Genomic DNA, 22759 nt, shown 5'->3' with positions numbered 1-22759 from the left:
CAACTGGGTATTTCGTGCTAGGACCGCCCGTGTCGCCGGGGCGGACCGCGTCTGCACTGCAGGTCCGAAGGTGTGCCAGCTGTCCCGACCCCCTTACGGAACGGCCGCTCACGCCCTAGGCTGCTGCCTGGTTTCTTGTTACTTGCTGGTTAACAAGGCGGGCCGGTTCGGCTGCCCCCACGGCCGCCCGTCCCTCACCCTCGGCCACCCGCCCCCCGGAGGTCCTCGTTGAGTTCCGCGCAGTCCATGATCGAGCGGCGTCCGCCCTCTGTGGCCCATCTCTTCCTCAGCAGGGTAAAGGCCACACCCGACGGTGAGGCGTACCGCTACCCGGTGCCGGTCGACGAGCACGCCGCGGACGGCGCGCCCGGCGCAGAGCAGTGGCGCTCACTCACCTGGGCGCAGACCGCGGAGCGGGTCAGAGCAGTGGCGGCAGGCCTGATGTCGCTGGGTATCGAGTCCGAGGACTGCGTCGCGATCTCCTCGACCACCCGGGTCGAGTGGATCATCGCGGACCTCGGGAACATGTGCGCCGGTGCTGCCACCACCACCGTGTACCCCAGCACCAACGCCGACGAAACGGCGTTCATCCTCCGCAACTCGGCCAGTCGGGCGATGTTCGCCGAGAACGAGAAGCAGCTCGCCAAGGCGGTCGAGGAGAAGGCCCAGCTGCCCGAGCTGGAGACGGTGATCCTCTTCGACGCCCCGGCCGGCGCCCCGGAGACCGCCGGACTGACCGTCATCACCCTGGCGGAGCTGGAGGAGCGCGGCGCCGCCTACCTCGTCGACCACCCGGACGCCATCGAGAAGGCCGTCGACGCCCTGGAGCCCGAGCAGCTCGCCACCCTCATCTACACCTCCGGCACCACGGGCCGTCCCAAGGGCGTGCGCCTGGTGCACGACTGCTGGGCGTACGAGGGCCTGGCCCAGGAGCAGAGCGGGCTGCTGCGCTCCGACGACGTGCAGTTCATGTGGCTGCCGCTGTCGCACGTCTTCGGCAAGACGCTGATCTCCGGCCAGATCGCCACCGGCCACGTGATGGCCGTGGACGGCCGGGTCGACCGGATCATCCACAACCTGCCCGCGATCCGGCCCACCCTGATGGCCTCCGCCCCGCGCATCTTCGAGAAGGTCTACAACGGCATCGCCGGCAAGGCCCGCGCCGAGGGCGGCGCCAAGTACAAGATCTTCATGTGGGCCGCCAAGGTCGCCCGCGACTACGCGCGCACCACCCAGGCCAACCAGATCGCCACCGGCAGGGCCACCGCCCCGTTCGGGCTGACCCTGCAGCACAAGGTCGCCGACAAGCTGGTGTACGCCAAGATCCGCGCCGCGTTCGGCGGCCGGATGCGCGGCTCGGTCTCCGGCAGCGCCGCGCTCGCCCCCGAGATCGGCTTCTTCTTCATGGGCGCCGGCGTGCCGATCCTGGAGGGCTACGGCCTCTCCGAGACCTCGGCCGGCTCCACCGTCAACCGGGACGGCGCGACGCGCGTCGGCACGGTCGGCCTGCCGCTGCCCGGCACCGAGGTCCGGATCGCCGAGGACGGCGAGATCCTGCTCCGCGGCCCCGGCGTCATGCGCGGCTACCACCAGCTGCCCGAGCAGACCGCCGAGGTGCTGGAGCCGGACGGCTGGCTCCACACCGGCGACATCGGCGAGCTCGACAAGGACGGCTACCTGCGGATCACCGACCGCAAGAAGGACATGTTCAAGACCTCCGGCGGCAAGTACGTCGCGCCGAGCGAGGTCGAGGGCAAGTTCAAGGCGGTCTGCCCGTTCGTCAGCAACGTCCTGGTCATCGGCAACCAGCGCAACTTCTGCACCGCGCTGATCGGCCTCGACGAGACGGTCATCATGCCGTGGGCCGCCGAGCACGGCCTGGCCGGCAAGTCCTACGCCGAGGTGGTCGCCGCACCGGAGACCAACGAGCTGATCAACGGGTTCGTCCAGCGTCTCAACGGCGAGCTCCAGCGCTGGCAGGCGATCAAGAAGTTCACCCTGCTGCCGCGCGACCTCGACGTCGAGCACGGCGAGTTGACCCCGAGCCTCAAGATCAAGCGCCCGGTGGTCGAGCGCGAGTACGCCGACGCCATCACCGAGATGTACGCCGGCTCCAACGAGGCCTGACACCCGCCGTCCCGTGCGGCTCCGGGGCAACCCGGGCCGTACGGGACAATGGGGGGTATGCCCTCCGCTCTCCCCGACGGCGAACCGGTGCCGTCCGACGGCTCCCTGCCCGCGCACGCCCTCACCGGGCTCGGCAGCCGGCCGTTCGGCTTCTACCTGCACGTGCCGTACTGCGCCAGCCGCTGCGGCTACTGCGACTTCAACACCTACACCGCCACCGAGCTGCGCTCCTCCGGCGCGGTCGCCTCGCAGGAGACCTACGCCGACAACGTGATCGCCGAGATCCGGCTCGCCCGGAAGGTCCTCGGCGACACCGACCTGCCCGTGCGGACCGTCTTCCTCGGCGGCGGCACACCCACCCTGCTGCCCGCCCGCGACCTGGTGCGGATGCTCGCCGCACTCCGCGAGGAGTTCGGGCTCGCCCCGGGCGCCGAGGTCACCACCGAGGCCAACCCGGAGTCGGTCGGCCCCGCCTACCTGGCCGAGCTCCGCGAGGGCGGCTACAACCGGATCTCCTTCGGCATGCAGAGCGCCCGCAGGCACGTCCTGCAGGTCCTCGACCGCCACCACACCCCCGGCCGCCCCGAGGCCTGCGTCGCCGAGGCCCGCGAGGCCGGCTTCGACCACGTCAACCTCGACCTCATCTACGGCACCCCCGGCGAGTCCGACGACGACTGGCGGGCCTCCCTGGACGCCGCGATCGGCGCCGGCCCCGACCACGTCTCCGCCTACTCCCTCATCGTCGAGGAGGGCACCCGGCTCGCCGCCCGCGTCCGCCGCGGCGAACTCCCGATGATCGACGACGACGTGCACGCCGACCGCTACCTCATCGCCGAGGACGCCCTGAGCCGGGCCGGCTACTCCTGGTACGAGGTCTCCAACTGGGCGACCACCCCCGAGGGGCGCTGCCGCCACAACGAGCTCTACTGGACCGGCGCCGACTGGTGGGGCGCCGGCCCCGGCGCACACAGCCACGTCGGCGGCGTCCGCTGGTGGAACGCCAAGCACCCCGCCGCCTACGCCCGGGCCCTCGCCGAGGGGCGCACCCCCGCCCTCGGCCGCGAGGTCCTCGCCGAGGAGGACCGCCGGGTCGAGCGCATCCTGCTGGAGCTGCGGCTGGTCGACGGCTGCCCGCTCGACCTCCTCACCGAGGACGGCCGCAAGGCCGCCCTGCACGCCCTGGAGGAGGGCCTGCTCGACCCCGCCGCCCACGCGGACGGCCGCGCCGCCCTCACCCTGCGCGGCCGCCTCCTCGCCGACGCCGTCGTCCGCGACCTCGTGGACTAGAGAGGGGCGAGCCGCTCAGGGGCGCGAGGTGCCCCCAGCGCTCCTGAGCGGCTCGCCCGCGCCCCTAAGGGGTGTCGGTGGCGGTCACGAAGTCGATCAGTTCCTCGACGCGGCCCAGGAGGGCGGGGTCGAGGTCCCGGTACGAGTCGACCGAGGCGAGGATGCGGCGCCAGGCCGCGGGCGGGTCCACCGGCCAGCCCAGGCGGCGGCAGACGCCCTCCTTCCACACCTCCCCGCGCGGCACCTCCGGCCACGCCGGAATGCCCACGGAGGCGGGCTTCACGGCCTGCCAGACGTCGATGTAGGGGTGGCCGACCACCAGCACCGAGCCGCCGGAGACCTGCTCCGCGATCCGGTGCTCCTTGGTGCCCGGCAGCAGGTGGTCGACCAGCACGCCGAGCCGGCGCTCCGGGCCGGGCCCGAACCGGGCCACGATCGCCGGCAGGTCGTCCACGCCCTCCAGGTACTCCACGACGACGCCCTCGATCCGCAGGTCGTCGCCCCAGACCCGCTCGACCAGTTCGGCGTCGTGCCGCCCCTCGACGTAGATCCGCGACTCCCGGGCCACCCGGGCCCGCGCCCCGGGCACCGCGACCGACCCGGAGGCGGTGCGGCCCGGCGCCTGCGCGGGGGCCGGCCCCGCGGGCCGCACCAGGGTCACCACGCGGCCCTCCAGCAGGAAGCCGCGCTCCACCATCGGGAACACCCGGTGCTTGCCGAACCGGTCCTCCAGGGTGACCGTCGGGCCCTCCGCGGTCTTCTCGCAGCGCACCACCGCCCCGCAGAACCCGGTCGCGGCCTCCTCGACCACCAGGTCCCGCTCGGCAGCCACCTCCGGGGCCGGCTGCTGCCGCTTCCAGGGCGGGGTCAGGTCGGGGCCGTACTGCCTGCTGCGCATGGACGGAGTGTACGAGCCCGACGCCCGCGCATCCCCCGTCCGGCCTACGGCGCGCCGGGCCGCCGTGCGCCCGCTACAGCCCCGGTGCGCCCCAGACCGGGAACCACCGGGACAGCTCCTGTTCGATCCGCAGGTCGTCGCCGAGCATCGCCTTCACCTGGAGCTCCAGCGGGCTGTTCCGCTTCTCCCCGCCGCCCGGAACCGGCGCGAACGGGTAGAAGCTGCCCCGCTTGTACAGGTACACCAGCGCCAGCGACCGGCCCTCGGCGTCCTTGAAGCCCACCAGGGAGCACAGCAGCTGCGGGCCGAAGCCGTGCGCCTCCAGCTCGCTGTTGACCGCGTGCAGGTCGTTGACCAGGTCCGGCAGCTCCTCCGGTGTGTGCCGGGCCAGTAGCCACGAGTACCCGTAGTCGTCGCGGGAGGCCTCCACCGGGACGCCGCCGCGGTCGGTGTCCGCGTCCAGCAGCGCCCGGACCTGCCGCTTCACCTCCTCGAAGGCACCGCCCTCGACGGCCGCGAAGCAGACCGAGCCCAGCCCGGTCGGCAGGAACCCGGCCGCCGCCTCCAGCGTGAGCGCGGCGGACGGGATGCCGAACAGCTGGTCCAGGTCCGGCTTCACCGGCTTGCTCCGCCCGAGCAGGGTGTCCAGGAATCCCATGACCGTCCTCTCCCCGGCCGTCAGCGGCCGAGCTCGGCGGAGATCTTCGCCAGCTGCGCCAGCCGCTGCTCCAGCGACGGGTGGGTGGAGAACAGCTGGGACGCGGCCTCCCGCGCGTTCAGCGCCGGGGCGAAGTAGAAGGCGTTGTACGGCTGCGCCTTGCGCAGGTCCTCGGTCGGGATCGCGGCGATCTGCCCGGTGACCTTGGTCAGCGCGGAGGCCAGCGCGCTCGGCCGCCCGGTCAGCTGCGCCGCCGAGCGGTCGGCGGCCAGCTCCCGGTAGCGCGACAGCATCCGGGTCAGCAGGAAGCTCAGCGCGTAGACGACCATGCTGACCAGCGGGACGACGATCAGCGCGATCGCCGTGTTCGGGTCGTTGCTGTTGCGGTTGCCGCCCAGGAAGCCGCCGTACAGCGCGACCCTGGTCATCACGCCGGCCAGGACGCCGAGGAAGCCGGCCACCGTCATGACGGCCACGTCCCGGTGCGCGACGTGCGACAGCTCGTGCGCGAGGACGCCCTCCAGCTCCTCCGGCTCCAGCCGGCGCAGCAGCCCGGTGGTCACGCAGACCACCGCGTTCTGCGGGTTGCGGCCGGTGGCGAAGGCGTTCGGCATGTCGTTGCGGGCGACCGCCACCCGCGGCTTGGGCATGTCGGCCAGCGCGCAGAGCCGGTCGATCGTGCCGTGCAGCTGCGGATACTCCTCGGGCGACGCCTCGTGGGCGCCCATCGCCTTCTGGGTGATCTTGTCGCTGAACCAGAACTGCGCGACGAACAGGCCGCCGGACAGCACCAGGATCAGCGGCCAGGCACCGCGCAGCAGGACGATCAGCAGCCCGGTGAACCCCACGTAGACCAGGCCGATCAGGAACATGGTGGTGACCATCCGGCCGGTCAGGCCGCGGTCCGGTGCGAAGCGGGAGTGCTGCCGTGTCGACGACATCGCTGCTCCTTCGGTAGCTCGCTCGCCTTCGATGCTGCCACCGGCCGCCGGACAGGGCACGGGACGCGCCCGCCGGATCGGTCGAGGATCACGTGGGAGGCCCGTTCCAGCCGTCGGGGTCGGGCACTTACACTGGCAGGTACGGTCCTGGCACTCTGCCATCCAGAGTGCCAGAGAACCGGACGGTCACCAGGTCCAACGGGCGAAGACGGAGGTGCGTGCCCCGTGGTCAATGAGCGCAGGGTCGACGAGCGTCTCATCGACACGCGTCCAAGCGTCCGCCCGCTCGACGAGCGCAGGCTCGCCGTGCTGCGCGCGATCGTCCAGGACTACGTGGGCACCGAGGAGCCGGTCGGCTCCAAGGCCCTCGTCGAGCGGCACAACCTCGGCGTCTCCCCGGCGACGGTGCGCAACGACATGGCGGCGCTGGAGGAGGACGGCTTCATTCACCAGCCCCACACCAGCGCCGGCCGCATCCCCACCGACAAGGGCTACCGCCTGTTCGTCGACCGGCTGGCCGAGGTCAAGCCGATGACCGCCCCCGAGCGCCGGGCCATCCGGCACTTCCTGGAGGGCGCAGTCGACCTCGACGACGTGGTCACCCGCACCGTCCGGCTGCTCGCCCAGCTGACCCGCCAGGTCGCGGTCGTGCAGTACCCGTCGCTGACCCGCTCCACCGTCCGGCACGTCGAACTGGTCGCGCTGGCACCCGCGAAGGTGATGCTCGTCCTGATCACCAACACCGGCCGGGTGGAGCAGCGCATCGTCGACTGCCCCGGCACGGTCGGCGAGAGCGTGCTGGCCGACCTGCGGGCCAAGCTCAACGCCCAGGCCGCAGGCCGCCGGCTGCCGGACGTGCCCTCCGTCCTGGACGACCTCCCCAACGCCTTCGAGCCCGGCGACCGGCCGATCGTCTCCACCGTGCTGGCGACGCTCTTCGAGACCCTCGCCGAGCAGAACGAGGAGCGGATCATGCTGGCCGGCACGGCCAACCTGACCCGCTTCGGGCACGACTTCCCGCTGACCATCCAGCCGGTGCTGGAGGCACTGGAGGAGCAGGTGGTGCTGCTGCGCCTGCTGGGTGAGACCGCGGAGTCCGGAATGACGGTCAGGATCGGCCGGGAGAACGAGTACGAGGGCCTCAATTCCACGTCCGTGGTCTCCGTCGGTTACGGTTCGGGCGACCAGAGCGTGGCAAAGCTGGGTGTGATCGGTCCGACCCGGATGGATTACCCGGGCACAATGGGGGCGGTGCGAGCGGTGGCACGGTACGTGGGTCAGATCCTGGCCGAGTCGTAACAGCGAGCTGCGCAACGAGCGCAGCCGGTCGGACGCAAGCACCTTCTAGAGGCGGAACAAGCGGAGCATTTGGTGGCCACGGACTACTACGCGGTACTCGGCGTCCGACGGGATGCGGGGCAGGACGAGATCAAGAAGGCGTTCCGACGCCTCGCGCGTGAGCTGCACCCGGACGTCAACCCGGACCCGAAGACCCAGGAGCGGTTCAAGGAGATCAACGCCGCCTACGAGGTGCTCTCCGACCCGGCCAAGCGCCAGGTCTACGACCTCGGCGGCGACCCGCTGTCGCCCAACGGCGGCGGTGGCGCGGGCGCGGGCGGCTTCGGCGCCGCGGGCTTCGGCTTCTCCGACATCATGGACGCCTTCTTCGGCGCCGCCGGCGGCCAGCGCGGCCCGCGCTCGCGGACCCGCCGCGGCCAGGACGCCATGATCCGCCTGGAGATCACCCTGGAGGAGGCCGCGTTCGGCACCACCAAGGAACTCCAGGTCGACACCGCCGTCACCTGCACCACCTGCTCCGGCGAGGGCGCCGCACCGGGCACCTCCGCCCAGACCTGCGACATGTGCCGCGGCAAGGGCGAGGTATCCCAGGTCACCCGGTCCTTCCTCGGCCAGGTCATGACCTCCCGCCCCTGCCCGCAGTGCCAGGGCTTCGGCACCGTCGTGCCGACCCCGTGCCCGGAGTGCGCCGGCGACGGCCGCGTCCGCGCCCGCCGCAACCTCACCGTCAAGATCCCCGCCGGTGTCGACAACGGCACCCGCATCCAGCTGGCCGGCGAGGGCGAGGTCGGCCCCGGCGGCGGCCCGGCCGGCGACCTGTACGTGGAGATCGCCGAGACCAGCCACGCGGTGTTCCAGCGGCGCGGCGACGACCTGCACTGCACCGTCACCATCCCGATGACCGCGGCCGCCCTCGGCACCCAGGTGCCGCTGCAGACCCTCGACGGGCTGGAGGAGGTCGACATCCGGCCCGGTACCCAGTCCGGGCAGTCGATCCCGCTGCACGGCCGCGGCATCACGCACCTGCGCGGCGGCGGCCGGGGCGACCTGATAGTGCATGTCGAGGTGCAGACGCCGACCAAGCTCGACCCCGAGCAGGAGGAGCTGCTGCGGCGGCTCGCCATGCTGCGCGGCGAGGAGCGCCCGTCCGGCCAGTTCGCACCGGGCCAGCAGGGCCTGTTCTCCCGCCTCAAGGACGCCTTCAACGGGCGCTAGGAGCCACCGCTCAGGGCCGACCACCAGGGGCGCGGGGGACTGCGCAATTCGGATGCGGGTCACCGTACGGACCAGGGGTCGGCCCTGAGCGCGCAGTGACCCACCCCCGGACTGCGCAGTTCCCCGCGCCCCTTCGGCACTCACTCTCGTAAGGAAGCCCCTGTCATGACTGCGCCGGTGTTCGTCGTCGAGAGTGCGGTCCTGGCCGGGGCCGTGGCCGGTGCGGTGGTGCGGCTGGACGGGCCCGAGGGGCGGCACGCGGCCGCGGTGAAGCGGCTGGAGGCCGGCGAGGCGATCACCCTGGCCGACGGGCTCGGCCTCGGGGTCGACGGCACGGTGACCGCCGTGCACGGCAAGGACGCGCTGGACGTCACCGTGGACACCGTCCGCGAGGAGCCCGAGCCGGGCCCGCGGATCGTCGTCGTCCAGGCCCTCCCCAAGGGCGACCGCGGCGAGCTCGCGGTGGAGACCATGACCGAGGTCGGCGTCGACGCGGTGATCCCGTGGGCGGCCTCCCGCTGCATCACCCAGTGGAAGGGCGACCGCGGCGCCAAGGCCCTCGCCAAGTGGCGGGCCACCGCGCGGGAGGCCGGGAAGCAGTCCCGGCGGCTGCGCTTCCCCGAGGTCCACGACCTCGTGACCACCCGTCAGCTGGCGCCGGTGCTGTCCGCGGCGGCCTTCGCGGCCGTGCTGCACGAGGACGGCGCCGAGCCGCTGGCCACCGCGGCGCTGCCGGAGAAGGGCGACATCGTGCTGGTGGTCGGCCCGGAGGGCGGCGTCTCGCCGGAGGAGCTGGCCGCCTTCGCCGAGGCGGGCGCCGCACCGTACCGGCTGGGCCCGTCGGTGCTGCGCACCTCCACGGCGGGCGTGGCGGCCGGCGCCCTGCTGCTCGGCCGCACCGGCCGCTGGTCCTGACTCCTCCCTGCCCGCGGGGCGCGCGGGCGGCCGGTTCGCGCCGGGTTCGTACGCTCAAGAAGAAACCCCCTGCGGGGCGGCGCGGCGGTGCCTAGGGTGCTGCTGTGACCGAACCGCAGAGCACCTCCCAGGGCGCCTACCTGCGCCACCCCCACCTGCACGGCGACCTGGTCGCCTTCGTCGCCGAGGACGACGTCTGGCTCGCTCCGCTGGACGGCGGCCGGGCCTGGCGGCTGACGGCGGACCAGACGCCGGTCAGCCACCCGCGCTTCTCGCCGGACGGCCGGCACGTCGCCTGGACATCGACCCGGGACGGCGCGCCGGAGATCCACGTCGCCCCCACCGACGGCGGCCCCTCCCGGCGACTCACCCACTGGGGCAGCGCCCGCACCGCGCTGCGCGGCTGGACGGCCGACGGCCGCCCGGTCGCCGTCACCACCGCCGGTCAGGCCACCCTGCGCCGCACCTGGGCCTTCGCCGTCCCGCTGGACGGCGGCGAGCCGGCCCGGCTGCCCTACGGGCCGGTCGGCGGGCTCGCCTTCGAGCCGGAGGGCGACCGCGTGCTGCTGCTGTCGGCCTTCAGCCGGGAGCCCGCGCACTGGAAGCGCTACCGCGGCGGCACCACCGGCAAGCTGTGGATCGGCGAGCGGGACTTCGAGCGGCTGCACACCGGCCTGGACGGCAACATCGAGTCGCCGCTGTGGGTCGGCGGGCCCCACAACTCCAGGATTGCCTTTCTCTCCGATCACGAGGGCACCGGGCAGCTGTACTCCAGCCTCCCCGACGGCTCCGACCTGCGCCGGCACAGCGACGGCGGGTTCTACGCCCGCAACGCCACCACCGACGGCACCCGGGTGGTCTGGCACAGCGGGGGAGACCTCTGGCTGCTCGACGACCTCGACGGCGCCGAACCGCGCCGCCTGGACATCCGGCTCGCCGGTCCGCGCACCCGCCGCCAGCCGCACCCGGTCTCGGCCGCCGGCCGGCTCGACGCCGTCGCCCCGGACCGCACCGGCCGGGCCAGCGCCGTCGTCGTCCGCGGCACCGTGCACTGGCTGACGCACCGTGAGGGCCCGGCCCGGGTGCTGGACGCCACCCCCGGCGCCCGCGCCCGCCTCGCCCGCGTGGTGCCCGGCGCCGACGGCACCCAGGGCGCCGTCTGGGTCACCGACGCCGAGGGCGACGACGCGCTCGAGTACGCGCCCGCGGTGCTCGCCGCCGACCGGCGCCGGCTGGCCGCGGGCGGCCTCGGCCGGGTCCTCGACCTGGCCGTCTCGCCGGACGGCCGACAGCTCGCCGTCGCCTCGCACGACGGCCGGGTGCTGCTCGTCGCACTCTCCGACGGCACCGTGCACGAGCTCGCCCGCAGCGAGAACGGCGAGGCCACCGGCCTGGTCTTCAGCCCGGACTCCAACTGGCTGGCCTGGTCCAGCCCGGCGCTCGGCGCCTGGTCGCTGCGCCAGATCATGCTCGCCGACCTGACCAGCCGCAGCGTCAGCGAGGCCACCCAGCAGCGGTTCGTCGACTACGCGCCGGCCTTCACCTCCGACGGCAGGCACCTGGCCTTCCTGTCGGTGCGCAGCTTCGACCCGGTGTACGACGCGCACTCCTTCGACCTGTCGTTCCCGACCGGCTGCCGCCCCTACCTGATCACCCTGGCCGCCGACACCCCGTCGCCGTTCGGCCCGCAGCGGGCCGGCCGCCCGGTCGGCGGCGAGGAGGAGGACGGCAGGCCGTCCGGCAAGGACGCCAAGGAGGGCACGGACACCGAGGACGGCGCCCCCGCCGCCACCCGGGTCGACCTGGAGGGCATCGCCGACCGCATCCTCCCCTTCCCGGTCGAGGGCGGCTCCTTCGGCAGCCTGAGGGCCACCAAGGAGGGCGTGGTCTGGACGCGGCTGCCGCTGCTCGGCGAGCTCGGCGACACCGCCGCCTCGCTGGAGGAGGACCACCCCCGCCCGGTGCTGGAGCGCTTCGACTTCAAGAAGCGCCGCGCCGAGGAGCTGGTCGGCGCCCTGGACGGCTACGCGGTCAGCGGCGACGGCTCCCGGCTGGCGGTGCTGGACGAGTCCCGGCTGCGGATCGTCCCCGCCGACCAGAAGGCCGGCGAGGACGACGAGGTCGACGTCGACCTCGCCCGGGTCCGGGTCACCGTCGACCCGGCCGCCGAGTGGCGGCAGATGTTCGACGAGAACGGCCGCATCATGCGGGACAACTTCTGGCGCGCCGACATGAACGGCGTCGACTGGGCCGGCGTCCTGCAGCGCTACCGCCCGCTGGTGGAGCGGCTCGGCAGCCACGACGAACTGGTCGACCTGCTGTGGGAGACCGTCGGCGAACTCGGCACCTCGCACGCCTACGTCACCCCGCCCGGCCGCGGCACCGAGTCCGCCCGCCGGCAGGGCCTGCTCGGCGCCGACCTCGTCCGCGACGGCGACGTCTGGCGGATCGGACGCATCCTGCCCGGCGAGTCCTCCGACCCGCGGGCCCGCTCCCCGCTGGCCGCCCCCGGCGCCGCCGTCCGCCCCGGCGACGCCGTCCTCGCCGTGGACGGCCGCCCGGTCGACCCGGTGACCGGCCCGGCCCCGCTGCTCGCGGGCACCGCCGGCCAGCCGGTCGAGCTCACCGTGGCCGGCAAGGACGGCGTCCACCGCCACCCGGTGGTCGTCCCGCTCGCCGACGACGAGGCACTGCGCTACCACGACTGGGTGGCCGGCCGCCGCGCCGAGGTCCGCGAGCGCTCCGGCGGCCAGCTCGGCTACCTGCACGTGCCCGACATGGTCTCCTCCGGCTGGGCGCAGCTCCACCGCGACCTGCGGGTCGAGCTGGCCCGCGAGGGCGTCGTCGTCGACCTGCGGGAGAACCGCGGCGGCCACACCTCCCAGCTGATCGTCGAGAAGCTCAACCGGCGGATCGTCGGCTGGGACCGCGGCCGCGACCTGGCCAACCCCGAGCCGTACCCCGGGGACGCCCCGCGCGGCCCGGTGGTGGCGCTCGCCAACGAGTTCTCCGGCTCCGACGGCGACATCGTCAACGCGGCGATCCAGGCGCTCGGCATCGGCCCGGTGGTCGGCACCCGCACCTGGGGCGGCGTCATCGGCATCGACAGCAAGTACGCGCTGGTCGACGGCACGTCCGTCACCCAGCCCAAGTACGCCTTCTGGCTGGAGGGCTACGGCTGGGGCGTGGAGAACCACGGCGTCGACCCGGACGTGGTGGTGGACTGCGCGCCGCAGGACTGGGCGGACGGCCGCGACCCCCAGCTCGCCGAGGGCGTCCGGCTGGCGCTGGAGGCGCTCGCCGAGCGGCCGGCGAAGACCCCGCCGGCGATCCCGGAGCTGTAGCGGCCGGCCCGGCCGTGCCCCGGGCGCGGGGAGCCTCCCTCCCCGCGCCCCGGGACGGCCGCTGCCCTCGGGGCCGCGGCGGATGCCCTAGGCTGCGGACCGTCAGAAGGACCAGCACCACCGCAAGGAGAACGTCATGGCCGGCGAGGCCCAGCCCGACTGCCTGTTCTGCAAGATCGTGGCGGGGGAGATCCCGGCGACCGTCGTGCGGGAGACCGAGCGCACCGTCGCCTTCCGCGACATCAACCCGCAGGCGCCGACCCACGTGCTGGTCATCCCGAAGGTGCACTACCCGAACGCGGCCGCGCTCGCCGCCGCCGAGCCGGAGATCACCGCCGAGCTCCTCGTCGAGGCCGGCCGGGTCGCCGAGGACGAGAAGATCGACGGCCACGGCTACCGGATGATCTTCAACACCGGCTCCGGCGCCGGCCAGACCGTCTTCCACGCCCACGTGCACGTGCTCGGCGGCGTGCAGCTGCGCGAGGGCATGGTCTGAGGTGTCCCAGCGCGAACTCGTCGTCCTCGGCACCGCCAGCCAGGTGCCCACCCGGCACCGCAACCACAACGGCTACCTGCTGCGCTGGGACGGCGAGGGCCTGCTCTTCGACCCGGGCGAGGGCACCCAGCGGCAGATGCTGCACGCCGGGGTCTCCGCCACCCAGATCACCCGGATCGCCGTCACCCACTTCCACGGCGACCACTGCCTGGGGCTCGCCGGCGTCGTCCAGCGGATCAACCTCGACCGCGTCCCGCACCCGGTGGACGCCTACTACCCGGCCTCCGGCCAGGTCTTCTTCGACCGGCTGCGGTACGCCTCCGCCTTCCACGAGACGGCCGAACTCCGGCAGCACCCGATCCTCGACCCCGGCCCGCTGCCGGCGCCCGGCGCCCCCTTCGAGCTGTCCGCCGTCCGGCTGTCGCACCCGGTGGAGTCGTTCGGCTACCGCCTCGCCGAACCGGACTCCCGCCGGATGCTGCCGGAGCGCCTCGCCGCCCTCGGCCTGCGCGGCCCCGCCGTCGGCACCCTCCAGCAGCAGGGCCGGATCGAGGTCGACGGCCGCACCGTCACCCTGGACGAGGTCAGCGAGACCCGCCCCGGCCAGCGCTTCGCCTTCGTCATGGACACCCGGCTGTGCGACGGCGTCGGAGAACTCGCCGAAGGCGTCGACATGCTGGTCATCGAGGCCACCTTCGTGGACGCCGACGCCCACCTCGCCGGCGAGCACGGGCACCTCACCGCCGCCCAGGCCGCCCAGGTCGCCGCCGCGGCCGGCGTCCGCACCCTCGTCCTCACCCACTTCTCGCAGCGCTACCCGGTCCTCGACCAGCACCTCGCCGAGGCCCGCAAGCACTTCGACGGGGAGATCGTCGTCGCGGAGGACCTGGCCCGTGTCCCGGTCCCCCGCCGCCGGTCGTAGGCGCATGGACGCCCCTGATGGGACACCTCTGAGCGGAAAACCATTCGCGTGGTCCGGACGAGTGGCCCACCATCGAATCCGGCCGCCGCGGGCGGTGCCGCACCGCCCCTGCCCTCCGGCAGAGGGCCCGTGCGGCGTACCCTGGTGACCTCGGAGACCCCCGAGCTGCACCCCGAGACGACGGATGGGGATGAGGCAGGCCGCAGCGCCGACCCATGAGTGACACACCGCAGACCCGTACCAACGGACAGCCGCGCCGCGAGGCGGAGGCCAGCGCCCGGATCGTGATCCCTGAGAAGCACCCGATGGTGACTCTGCTGGGTGCCGCCGACTCGCTCCTGCGAGTGATCGAGCAGGGCTTTCCGCAGACCGACATCCATGTGCGCGGCAACGAGGTGACGGCCACCGGAGACCGCTCCGAGGTCAGGCTGGTCGAGCAGCTCTTCAACGAGATGATGCTGGTGCTGCGCACCGGCCAACCCCTGACGGAGGACGCCGTGGAGCGCTCCATCGCCATGCTCAGGAGCGCCGCCGAGGACCCGGGCCACCCGGCGCCCTCCGAGGTGTTCACGGCGAACATCCTGTCCAACCGGGGCCGCACGATCCGCCCCAAGACGCTCAACCAGCAGCGCTACGTCGACGCGATCGACAAGCACACCATCGTCTTCGGCCTCGGCCCCGCCGGCACCGGCAAGACCTACCTGGCCATGGCCAAGGCCGTGCAGGCCCTGCAGGCCAAGGAGGTCAACCGGATCATCCTGACCCGGCCGGCCGTCGAGGCGGGGGAGCGGCTGGGCTTCCTGCCCGGCACCCTCTACGAGAAGATCGACCCGTACCTGCGCCCGCTCTACGACGCGCTGCACGACATGATGGACCCGGACTCCATCCCCCGGCTGATGGCCGCCGGCACCATCGAGGTCGCGCCGCTCGCGTACATGCGCGGCCGCACCCTCAACGACGCCTTCATCATCCTCGACGAGGCCCAGAACACCTCGCCCGAGCAGATGAAGATGTTCCTGACCCGGCTCGGCTTCAACTCCCGCGTGGTGGTCACCGGAGACACCAGCCAGATCGACCTGCCCGGCGGCACCCGCAGCGGCCTCAAGGTCGTCCAGGAGATCCTCGCCGACGTGCCCGACATCCACTTCTCGGTGCTGACCAGCACCGACGTGGTGCGGCACAAGCTGGTCGGCCGGATCGTCGACGCCTACGAGCGCTGGGACGCCCAGCAGGAGGCCGACGACGCCGCGCCCGCCCGCAAACCCGTCCAGCGCCGGGGCGCCCGTGCCCCGCGCCAGTCCCATCGCACCGAAAGCTGAGTCACAAGCCCTCCATGTCGATCGACATCGCCAACGAGTCCGGGTGGGACGTCGACGAGGAAGCCATCCTCGACGTCGCCCGCTACGCCCTCGACAAGATGCGGATCCACCCGCAGTCCGAGCTCTCCGTCATCCTCGTCGACAGCGACGCGATGTCGGAACTGCACGTCCAGTGGATGGACCTGCCCGGGCCCACCGACGTGATGTCCTTCCCGATGGACGAGCTGCGGCCCGGCAAGGAGGGCGAGGAGCTGCCGCAGGGCCTGCTGGGCGACATCGTGCTCTGCCCCGAGGTCGCCCAGCAGCAGGGCAAGGCCGCGCCCTCGCAGCACTCCATGGACGAGGAGCTGCAACTGCTCACCGTGCACGGCGTGCTGCACGTCCTCGGCTACGACCACGAGGAGCCGGACGAGGAGAGGGAGATGTTCGGGCTGCAGAAGCGCATCCTGGACGACTGGCGCTCCGGCCGCGGCCTGTCCGGGATCTCCCCGGCGCCGACCACCCACTGAGGGCCGGCCGTCCGTGAGTGGTGATAGTACGAGCTTCCTCGTCGGGGCTCTGCTGCTGGTGGTGGTCGGCTGGCTCGCGGCGTGTGCCGAGGCCGGCATCTCCCGGGTGTCCCGGTTCCGCGCCGAGGAGGCCGTCCGGGCTGGCCGGAAGGGTTCCGCCCGGCTGCTGACCGTGGCCACCGACCCGATCCGCTACCTCAACCTGGCCACCCTGATCCGGGTGGCCTGCGAGATGGCGGCGGCCGTCCTGGTCACCGTGGTCTTCGTCCGGAACGTCGACAAGACCTGGCAGGCCGTGCTCTCGGCGATCGCCGTGATGGTGCTGGTGTCCTTCGTCGCGGTCGGCGTCTCGCCGCGCACCATCGGCCGCCAGCACCCGCTGACCACGGCGACCGCCGCCTCCTTCGTGCTGCTGCCGCTGGCCCGCATCCTCGGGCCGATTCCGAAGATGCTGATCCTCGTCGGCAACGCGCTCACCCCGGGCAAGGGCTACAAGGAGGGCCCGTTCGCCTCCGAGGCCGAGCTGCGCGCCCTGGTCGACCTCGCAGAGAAGGACGACCTGATCGAGGACGAGGAGCGCCGCATGGTGCACTCCGTCTTCGAGCTGGGCGACACCATCGTCCGCGAGGTGATGGTGCCGCGCACCGACCTGGTGATGATCGAGCGGCACAAGAGCGTCCGGCAGACCCTCACCCTGGCGCTGCGCTCCGGCTTCTCCCGCATCCCGGTGGTCGGCGACAACGAGGACGACGTGGTCGGCATCGTCTACCTCAAGGACCTGGTGCGGCGCACCCACGTCAACCGGGACGCCGAGTCCGAGCAGGTCGGCACCGTCATGCGGCCGGCCGTCTTCGTCCCCGACTCCAAGCCGGCCGGCGACCTGCTGCGCGAGATGCAGCAGATGCGCTCGCACGTGGCGATCGTCATCGACGAGTACGGCGGCACCGCCGGCCTGGTCACCATCGAGGACATCCTGGAGGAGATCGTCGGCGAGATCACCGACGAGTACGACCGGGAGATCGCCCCGGTCGAGGACCTCGGCGACGGCTCGTACCGGATCACCGCCCGCCTGCTGGTCGAGGACCTCGGCGAGCTGTTCGGCCTGGAGCTGGAGGACGAGGACGTCGAGACCGTCGGCGGCCTGCTCGCCAAGCACCTCGGGCGGGTGCCGATCCCGGGTTCCTCCTGCGACATCCCCGTCCCGGACGAGACGGCCACCGACCTGGTGGCGATCCGCCTGAACGCCGAGAGCTCCGCCGGGCGCCGCAACCGCATCGACACCCTGGTCGCCGCCCCCGTCCGCGCCGACGCCGACGCCGAGGACGCCCTCGCCGACCACTAGTGCCGCGTCAGGCACTAGGCAGGTACCCCACCAGGGGCGCGGGCGCGCCCCTGGTGGCATGCCCGCGTTTGCCGGGCGTGCCCGGGCGTTTGCACCATGGAGGGTATGACGCACCAACTGCGCGCGGAGTACGGCCCGACGGGCCGGTCCGGCGAGGTGAGCAGGTGGCACATCGTCCGGACCGCCAACCCCAGCGAGGGCATGTGCGGCGCCAAGATCGAACCCGATGCCGAGACCAGGCCGGAGACGGACTGGGGGACGGGGCTGAAGACCTGCCAGCAGTGCGGCTCGCTGTACCTGCACGAGGTCCCGTTCCACCGCGACTACCACGGCCAAGGCTGACGCACGGCGGGAGGCAGCGATGAAACTGCAAGACGAACTTCCCGTGGACCACAGGCTCGCCCAGGTCTACCGCTGGGGCGCCGGTCTCGGCGGCGTGTTCCTGGTGGTCTTCGGCATCCTCGGACTCTTCGACACCGTGGGGTTCTTCGACACCGACGGCAAGGAGACCCTCGGGCTGTCCAGCAACGGCGCGCTCAGCGTGCTGTCGATCGTGGTCGGCGGCATCCTGATCATCGGCGCCGTGATCGGAGGGAACTTCGCGTCCACGCTCAACATGATCGTCGGTGTGGTGTTCATCCTCGCCGGCTTCGTCGGCCTGATCCTGCTCGACAGCACGGCCAACCGGCTGGCGTTCGAGATCCCCAACGTCATCTTCAGCTTCGCCTTCGGCTTCGTCGTCGTCACCTTCGGCATGTACGGCAGAGTGAGCAGCCATCTGCCGCAGAACAACCCCTACTGGCGCATGCGCCACAGCGGGCCGCAGACCCAGCCCGACGGACCGCAGACCCTGGTCAAGGTGCTCAAGCCCGGACCGCCCAACCCGGTCGGCCACTGAGCCGCAGCCCCGCGGGCCGGGACCGCCGCGCCGCGGTCCCGGCCCCGCGCTGCCCGGCACCCGTCCGGGGTGCGGAATGTACTTGACTGTCCGTCAGATCCACGGCAGCGTCGAACGGTCCGCACGCGACCACGAGGGGGGACCAGATGAGCGAGCGCTCGCTCGGCGGCCTGACGACCGCACCCGTCGGCTTCGGAGCCATGGTGCTCTCGCCCGGCATGTACGGGGAGACCGACGACGACCGCGGCACCGCCGCACTGCACGCCGCGCTGGACGCCGGCGCCACGATGATCGACACCGCCGACGGCTACGGTGCCGACGGCCACAACGAGGCCCTGGTCGGCCGGGCGCTGGCAGGCCGCCGCGACGAGGTGGTGATCGCCACCAAGTTCGGCTTCCGCATCCCGGAGGGCGCCGAGCCGCACAGCTTCCCGGTCGGCTACGCCTTCGGCGAGCTCGCCGTCAACGCCGAGCCGAAGTACGTGCGCGGCTACGCCGAGCAGTCGCTGCGCAACCTCCGCACCGACGTCATCGACCTGTACTACCCGCACTTCCCGGATCCGCAGGTGCCCTTCGAGGACACCGTCGGGGCCGTCGCCGACCTCGTCGTGGCCGGGCTCGTCCGCCACCTCGGGCTCTCCAACGTGACCGCCGCCCAGCTGCGCGCCGCCCACGCCGTCCACCCGGTGGCCGCCGTCCAGACCCAGTGGTCGATGTGGCAGCCGGTCGACCTGGAGCTGCTGGCCGCCGCCCGCGAACTCGGCGTCGGCCTGGTCGCCTGGAGCCCGCTCGGCGGCGGCTTCCTCACCGGCACCGTCCGGCAGCTCGGCGACGACGACTTCCGCCGGCACATCCCGCGCTTCGACGAGGCCAACCTGCAGGCCAACAACGACCGCTACGCCCCGCTCCGGGGCATCGCCGCCGACCTCGGGCTCACTCCCGGGCAGCTGGCGCTGGCCTGGCTGCTGCACCAGGACGAGCACGTGGTGCCCATTCCGGGCAGCCGGACACCCGGCCACATCGCCGAGAACACCGCGGCGGCCGGGGTCACCCTGGACGCCGATGCGCTGCGGCGCGTCGACGAGGCCCTGGCGCTCTTCGCCCCGGCCGGCCGGGGTGCGCTGCTGGGGGAGGCCGACGGCTGAACGGGCGGGCGGGTGTCCGCCCCGCGGTCCGGCGCGGACGGCGAAGGCCCGCCCGCCTATGCTCAGGGCCCATGAGTGAGATCACCGAACTGGACCCCGAGGACAAGAAGCTCATCACGCTGGCCCGTTCCGTCCGCGCCCGCAACGGCGTGGCGGAGGGTGCCGCGGTGCGCGACGAGACCGGCCGCACCTACACGGCCGGCACCGTGGCGCTGGAGTCGCTGCGCCTCAGCGCGCTGCAGACCGCCGTGGCGATGGCCGTGGCCAGCGGCGCCAAGGGCCTGGAGGCGGCCGCCGTGGTCGGGGAGGCGGACGAGCCCGCCGAGGCCGACCTGGCGGCCGTCCGGGACCTCGGCGGCGCCGGCACCCCGGTGCTGCTGGCCAGCCCCGACGCCGCCCTGCGCACCCGCGCCGAAGCGCGCTGAGACCCGCCCGCCGGGCCGGCTGCGCCCGATAGTCTGATGACCGGCCCGGCGGGGGCGCGGGGCCGTCCGGGCGTTGCCGTCCCGGCGCACGGGTCGGTGCAGGGGAGGGGACATGGGCGTACTGGCGTTCTTCGCCGGGCTGCTGCTCACCGTGATGGGCTTCGGCCGCTGGCGGGAGACCGGGTCGCCGTACTGGCTGATCGGCTCGCTCGTCCTCCTGGTGGTGGTCCTGGTGGGCGCGATGACCGGCGGTAGGAAGAGCGGCTGACGGCGGCTGCCGGGCAGCGTCCGTCCGGGCCCGGGTGATCAGGGAGAATGGTGGCCATGAATGCCCCTTCCTCCCCGTACCGCTCCGGGTTCGCGTGCTTCGTCGGCCGTCCCAACGCGGGCAAGTCGACCCTGACCAACGCCCTGGTCGGGACGAAGGTCGCGATCACCTCCGACCGACCGCAGACCACCCGGCACACCGTGCGCGGCATCGTGCACCGGCCGGACGCGCAGCTCGTCCTGGTCGACACGCCCGGCCTGCACAAGCCCCGTACGCTGCTCGGCGAGCGGCTCAACGACCTCGTCCGCACCACCTGGGCGGAGGTCGACGTGATCGGCTTCTGCCTGCCCGCCGACCAGAAGCTCGGCCCCGGCGACAAGTTCATCGCCAAGGAGCTCGCCGAGATCCGCAAGACGCCCAAGGTCGCCATCGTCACCAAGACCGACCTGGTCGACTCCAAGCGGCTGGCCGAGCAGCTCATCGCCGTCCACCAGCTGGGCGAGGAGCTCGGCATCGAGTGGGCGGAGATCATTCCGGTCTCCGCGGTGGGCGACCAGCAGGTCGGCCTGGTGGCGGACCTGATCACCAAGCTCCTCCCGGAGGGCCAGCCGCTCTACCCGGACGGCGACCTGACCGACGAGCCCGAGCAGATCATGGTGGCCGAGCTGATCCGCGAGGCCGCCCTGGAGGGCGTCCGGGACGAGCTGCCGCACTCGCTCGCCGTGGTCGTCGAGGAGATGCTGCCGCGCGAGGGCCGGCCCGCGGACCGGCCGCTGCTGGACATCCACGCCAACGTCTACATCGAGCGGCAGAGCCAGAAGGCGATCGTCATCGGCGCCAAGGGCTCGCGGCTCAAGCACGTCGGCACCACCGCCCGCAAGCACATCGAGGCGCTGCTGGGCACCCCGGTCTACCTCGATCTGCACGTCAAGGTCGCCAAGGACTGGCAGCGCGACCCGAAGCAGCTCCGCAAGCTCGGCTTCTGAGTAGGCCGGGGGCACCCCGGCACCCCGGCACCCCGGCATCCCGAAGGCCCGCAGGCAGCCGCCTGCGGGCCTTCGGCCTGTCCGCCCGTCCCCGGTATCGGCGATGCACGGACGGTGTGCAAGTCGCGGAGGGGTCGCGCACCGTCCGTTCACATGCCCCGTGTCCGTCCTTCATGTCTCGGCACCCGGTCATCCCCCGGGGACCGAGACGGTCTCTTCCGGCCGACGAGCGCTCCGGAAGGCGAAGAACGGGCATGGGACAACCGAGGTTCACCTACCAGGACCCGCAGACCCGCCTCGCCGTCCTGGAGAAGGTGACGCCGGACGAGGCGCGGCAGGCCTTCGCCGCCGCACTGGAGACCGTGCTGCTCGTCGTCCCCTGCGGCACCGAGGTCGACCCGAAGCTGCCGGACGGCCGCCCGCTGCCCCGCTGGGCCTGCGGCGCCGAGGGCGAACTCCCGCCCGGCGCAAAGGTGTTCCGCCCGCCGCTGGTCGACCGGCTGCGCTCCTCGGACGCCCGCCGGGCCCGCCTCGCGGTCGACGACCGCGGGCTGTGGGCGCGCGAGCCCGACGGCACGGTGCACCACGTGCCCTTCACCGAGGTGGTGGGTGTGGAGATGCGCGGCCCGGGCCGGGTCGTGTTCGGCCGCGACACCTGCGTGATCCCGGTGGTGCCGGAGCTGTGGGCGGGCATCGGCCCGGCCGTCGACGCGGTCGACGCCGCCGTGCCCGGGCAGCTGCGCTACCCGGCCTCCGCCTTCCGCCCGGCCGACTGAGCCCGGTCCCTTTCGCCCCTTCCACCGGTTCCACCGCTCCGAGGAGTACCGCCGTGCCCACGTACGCCGCCGTCACCGCCGCCCACCCCGACCGGGTCCGGGCGGCCCTCGGCCGCTCCAAGCTCGGCGGCTACCTCTACCCGGGGGCGGACGGCGGCACGGCGGTCCTCTTCGACCCGCCGAAGCCGCGGTTCGGCCGGATCTCCCGCTCCCGGCTGCTCGACCCGGCCTGGGACCTCGCCTTCGAGGTGAAGGCCGCCGTCTGGCTGCTGGAGGACGACGGCCGCTGCGCCTCCGCCACCGCCTGCTACTCCGGCGGCGGCTACCGCGAGCTGAGCTGGTCTGCCGACTGGACGCCGCCGGCGGACCCGGCCGAGTACGCCGCCCACCGTGCGGACTGGGACGCGTACTGCGCGAAGATCGCGCAGAAGACCGGACTGCGGGACGCCGCCGAGCTCGCCGCGGTCCGCAACGACCCTGCGCCGGACGGCAGCCGGCCGAGCAGCGAGGAGGTGCTGCGCCGGCTGTGTGCGGTGGTCGGCGCCCCCGACACGGCGGTCGGGCAGTCGCTGTTCGCACAGGCCGGGCCTCGCGGCCGGGACTTCGTCCGCTTCGAGGGCCGGCACCGCTGAGGCCGGCACCGCTGAGGCCGGCGGCCGGGCCGGGCCGGTCGGGGCGCGCGGTCGGCGTGAGCGGTCGGCGCGCGGTGGGCCGGGGGTCAGGCGCCTTCGCGGAGGACCAGCCCGACCAGTTCGCGCTGGGAGTCGCTGAGCTTCGGGTCGGCGCAGTAGACGGTGCGGCCGTCGACCGTGATCTCGTAGTGGAATCCGTCGGGCACGCCGTACGTGGGGGCGCGCAGCCCGCCGGCCATGGCCTCGCGGGCCAGCGCGTGCACGTGCGGCGCGTCCGGGCGCTCGGCGGTGTCCAGCTCGGCGTGCTGGGCGTGGCCGGCGAAGCCGCCGGTCCTGGTGACCTGGATACGCATGGTT

23 protein-coding genes are annotated in these 22759 nt (G+C 73.1%); 19 read left to right on the top strand and 4 right to left on the bottom strand.

Annotated features, from left to right (window positions below; translation table 11 throughout):
* Positions 1 to 228: 228 nt before the first annotated feature.
* A complete protein-coding gene (locus ACQ614_RS11925; RefSeq protein ID WP_431678481.1) occupies positions 229 to 2127 on the top strand; it encodes an AMP-dependent synthetase/ligase in 1899 nt (632 codons plus the stop codon).
* A 57-nt stretch (positions 2128 to 2184) separates the two neighbouring features.
* Positions 2185 to 3414, top strand: coding sequence for a radical SAM family heme chaperone HemW (hemW, locus tag ACQ614_RS11920; protein ID WP_431678480.1), 1230 nt, complete (start codon positions 2185 to 2187; stop codon positions 3412 to 3414).
* A gap of 64 nt (positions 3415 to 3478) precedes the next feature.
* On the opposite strand, the gene ACQ614_RS11915 is transcribed toward hemW, so the two are convergent.
* The 3 genes from ACQ614_RS11915 to htpX form a co-directional block, all read right to left on the bottom strand.
* Positions 3479 to 4312 carry a DUF3097 domain-containing protein gene (locus ACQ614_RS11915; RefSeq protein ID WP_431678478.1) on the bottom strand — a complete coding sequence of 278 codons (834 nt, stop codon included), beginning with the start codon at positions 4310 to 4312 and terminating at the stop codon, positions 3479 to 3481.
* 73 nt (positions 4313 to 4385) lie between these two features.
* The gene (pspAB, locus tag ACQ614_RS11910) at positions 4386 to 4970 is read right to left on the bottom strand and encodes a PspA-associated protein PspAB (RefSeq protein ID WP_431678476.1); all 585 of its coding nucleotides are present in this window, start codon (positions 4968 to 4970) and stop codon (positions 4386 to 4388) included.
* Between the two features lie 20 nt (positions 4971 to 4990).
* Positions 4991 to 5911, bottom strand: coding sequence for a zinc metalloprotease HtpX (gene htpX / locus ACQ614_RS11905; protein WP_431678475.1), 921 nt, complete (start codon positions 5909 to 5911; stop codon positions 4991 to 4993).
* 258 nt (positions 5912 to 6169) lie between these two features.
* Here htpX and hrcA point away from each other — a divergent pair, with 258 nt between their 5' ends.
* From hrcA to ACQ614_RS11820, 17 genes are all read left to right on the top strand, one after another.
* On the top strand, positions 6170 to 7210 hold the full coding sequence (hrcA, locus tag ACQ614_RS11900; RefSeq protein ID WP_431683898.1) for a heat-inducible transcriptional repressor HrcA: 1041 nt from the start codon (positions 6170 to 6172) through the stop codon (positions 7208 to 7210).
* A gap of 72 nt (positions 7211 to 7282) precedes the next feature.
* The gene (gene dnaJ, locus ACQ614_RS11895) at positions 7283 to 8425 is read left to right on the top strand and encodes a molecular chaperone DnaJ (RefSeq protein WP_431678474.1); all 1143 of its coding nucleotides are present in this window, start codon (positions 7283 to 7285) and stop codon (positions 8423 to 8425) included.
* 165 nt (positions 8426 to 8590) lie between these two features.
* A complete protein-coding gene (locus ACQ614_RS11890; protein ID WP_431678472.1) occupies positions 8591 to 9340 on the top strand; it encodes a 16S rRNA (uracil(1498)-N(3))-methyltransferase in 750 nt (249 codons plus the stop codon).
* 104 nt (positions 9341 to 9444) lie between these two features.
* A complete protein-coding gene (locus ACQ614_RS11885) occupies positions 9445 to 12684 on the top strand; it encodes a S41 family peptidase (RefSeq protein WP_431678471.1) in 3240 nt (1079 codons plus the stop codon).
* Positions 12685 to 12820: 136 nt separating this feature from the next.
* Entirely contained in the window at positions 12821 to 13180 is a 360-nt protein-coding gene (locus ACQ614_RS11880; protein WP_431678469.1) for a histidine triad nucleotide-binding protein, read from the top strand.
* Between the two features lies 1 nt (position 13181).
* The gene (locus ACQ614_RS11875; RefSeq protein WP_431678468.1) at positions 13182 to 14102 is read left to right on the top strand and encodes a ribonuclease Z; all 921 of its coding nucleotides are present in this window, start codon (positions 13182 to 13184) and stop codon (positions 14100 to 14102) included.
* A gap of 215 nt (positions 14103 to 14317) precedes the next feature.
* Positions 14318 to 15421 (top strand): PhoH family protein, encoded by a 1104-nt coding sequence (locus tag ACQ614_RS11870; protein WP_431678466.1) that lies wholly within the window; start codon positions 14318 to 14320, stop codon positions 15419 to 15421.
* A 14-nt stretch (positions 15422 to 15435) separates the two neighbouring features.
* The gene (gene ybeY / locus ACQ614_RS11865; RefSeq protein WP_095874941.1) at positions 15436 to 15930 is read left to right on the top strand and encodes an rRNA maturation RNase YbeY; all 495 of its coding nucleotides are present in this window, start codon (positions 15436 to 15438) and stop codon (positions 15928 to 15930) included.
* A gap of 13 nt (positions 15931 to 15943) precedes the next feature.
* On the top strand, positions 15944 to 17272 hold the full coding sequence (locus tag ACQ614_RS11860) for a hemolysin family protein (protein WP_431678464.1): 1329 nt from the start codon (positions 15944 to 15946) through the stop codon (positions 17270 to 17272).
* A 105-nt stretch (positions 17273 to 17377) separates the two neighbouring features.
* Positions 17378 to 17614, top strand: coding sequence for a hypothetical protein (locus ACQ614_RS11855; protein WP_431678463.1), 237 nt, complete (start codon positions 17378 to 17380; stop codon positions 17612 to 17614).
* A 19-nt stretch (positions 17615 to 17633) separates the two neighbouring features.
* Positions 17634 to 18170, top strand: a complete 537-nt coding sequence (locus ACQ614_RS11850; protein WP_431678462.1) for a DUF4383 domain-containing protein — start codon at positions 17634 to 17636, stop codon at positions 18168 to 18170.
* Between the two features lie 146 nt (positions 18171 to 18316).
* The gene (locus ACQ614_RS11845) at positions 18317 to 19315 is read left to right on the top strand and encodes an aldo/keto reductase (protein WP_431678461.1); all 999 of its coding nucleotides are present in this window, start codon (positions 18317 to 18319) and stop codon (positions 19313 to 19315) included.
* Positions 19316 to 19386: 71 nt separating this feature from the next.
* On the top strand, positions 19387 to 19740 hold the full coding sequence (locus ACQ614_RS11840) for a cytidine deaminase (protein ID WP_431678460.1): 354 nt from the start codon (positions 19387 to 19389) through the stop codon (positions 19738 to 19740).
* A gap of 112 nt (positions 19741 to 19852) precedes the next feature.
* Positions 19853 to 20008, top strand: a complete 156-nt coding sequence (locus ACQ614_RS11835) for a hypothetical protein (RefSeq protein ID WP_363489811.1) — start codon at positions 19853 to 19855, stop codon at positions 20006 to 20008.
* A 56-nt stretch (positions 20009 to 20064) separates the two neighbouring features.
* A complete protein-coding gene (era, locus tag ACQ614_RS11830) occupies positions 20065 to 20994 on the top strand; it encodes a GTPase Era (RefSeq protein ID WP_431678458.1) in 930 nt (309 codons plus the stop codon).
* Positions 20995 to 21248: 254 nt separating this feature from the next.
* On the top strand, positions 21249 to 21770 hold the full coding sequence (locus ACQ614_RS11825; RefSeq protein ID WP_431678457.1) for a hypothetical protein: 522 nt from the start codon (positions 21249 to 21251) through the stop codon (positions 21768 to 21770).
* Positions 21771 to 21823: 53 nt separating this feature from the next.
* A complete protein-coding gene (locus ACQ614_RS11820; RefSeq protein WP_431678456.1) occupies positions 21824 to 22402 on the top strand; it encodes a hypothetical protein in 579 nt (192 codons plus the stop codon).
* 86 nt (positions 22403 to 22488) lie between these two features.
* Here the strand turns inward: ACQ614_RS11820 and ACQ614_RS11815 are convergent, their stop codons facing one another.
* The gene (locus ACQ614_RS11815; protein WP_431678454.1) at positions 22489 to 22755 is read right to left on the bottom strand and encodes a protealysin inhibitor emfourin; all 267 of its coding nucleotides are present in this window, start codon (positions 22753 to 22755) and stop codon (positions 22489 to 22491) included.
* Positions 22756 to 22759 lie beyond the last annotated feature (4 nt).

Origin of the sequence: Kitasatospora dryopteridis (assembly GCF_050749075.1) — a bacterium.
In the GTDB taxonomy this organism is placed as follows: Bacteria; Actinomycetota; Actinomycetes; order Streptomycetales; family Streptomycetaceae; genus Kitasatospora.
The sequence above is the reverse complement of the archived record's forward strand: the minus strand, read 5'-3'. Positions and strand labels throughout refer to the sequence as shown.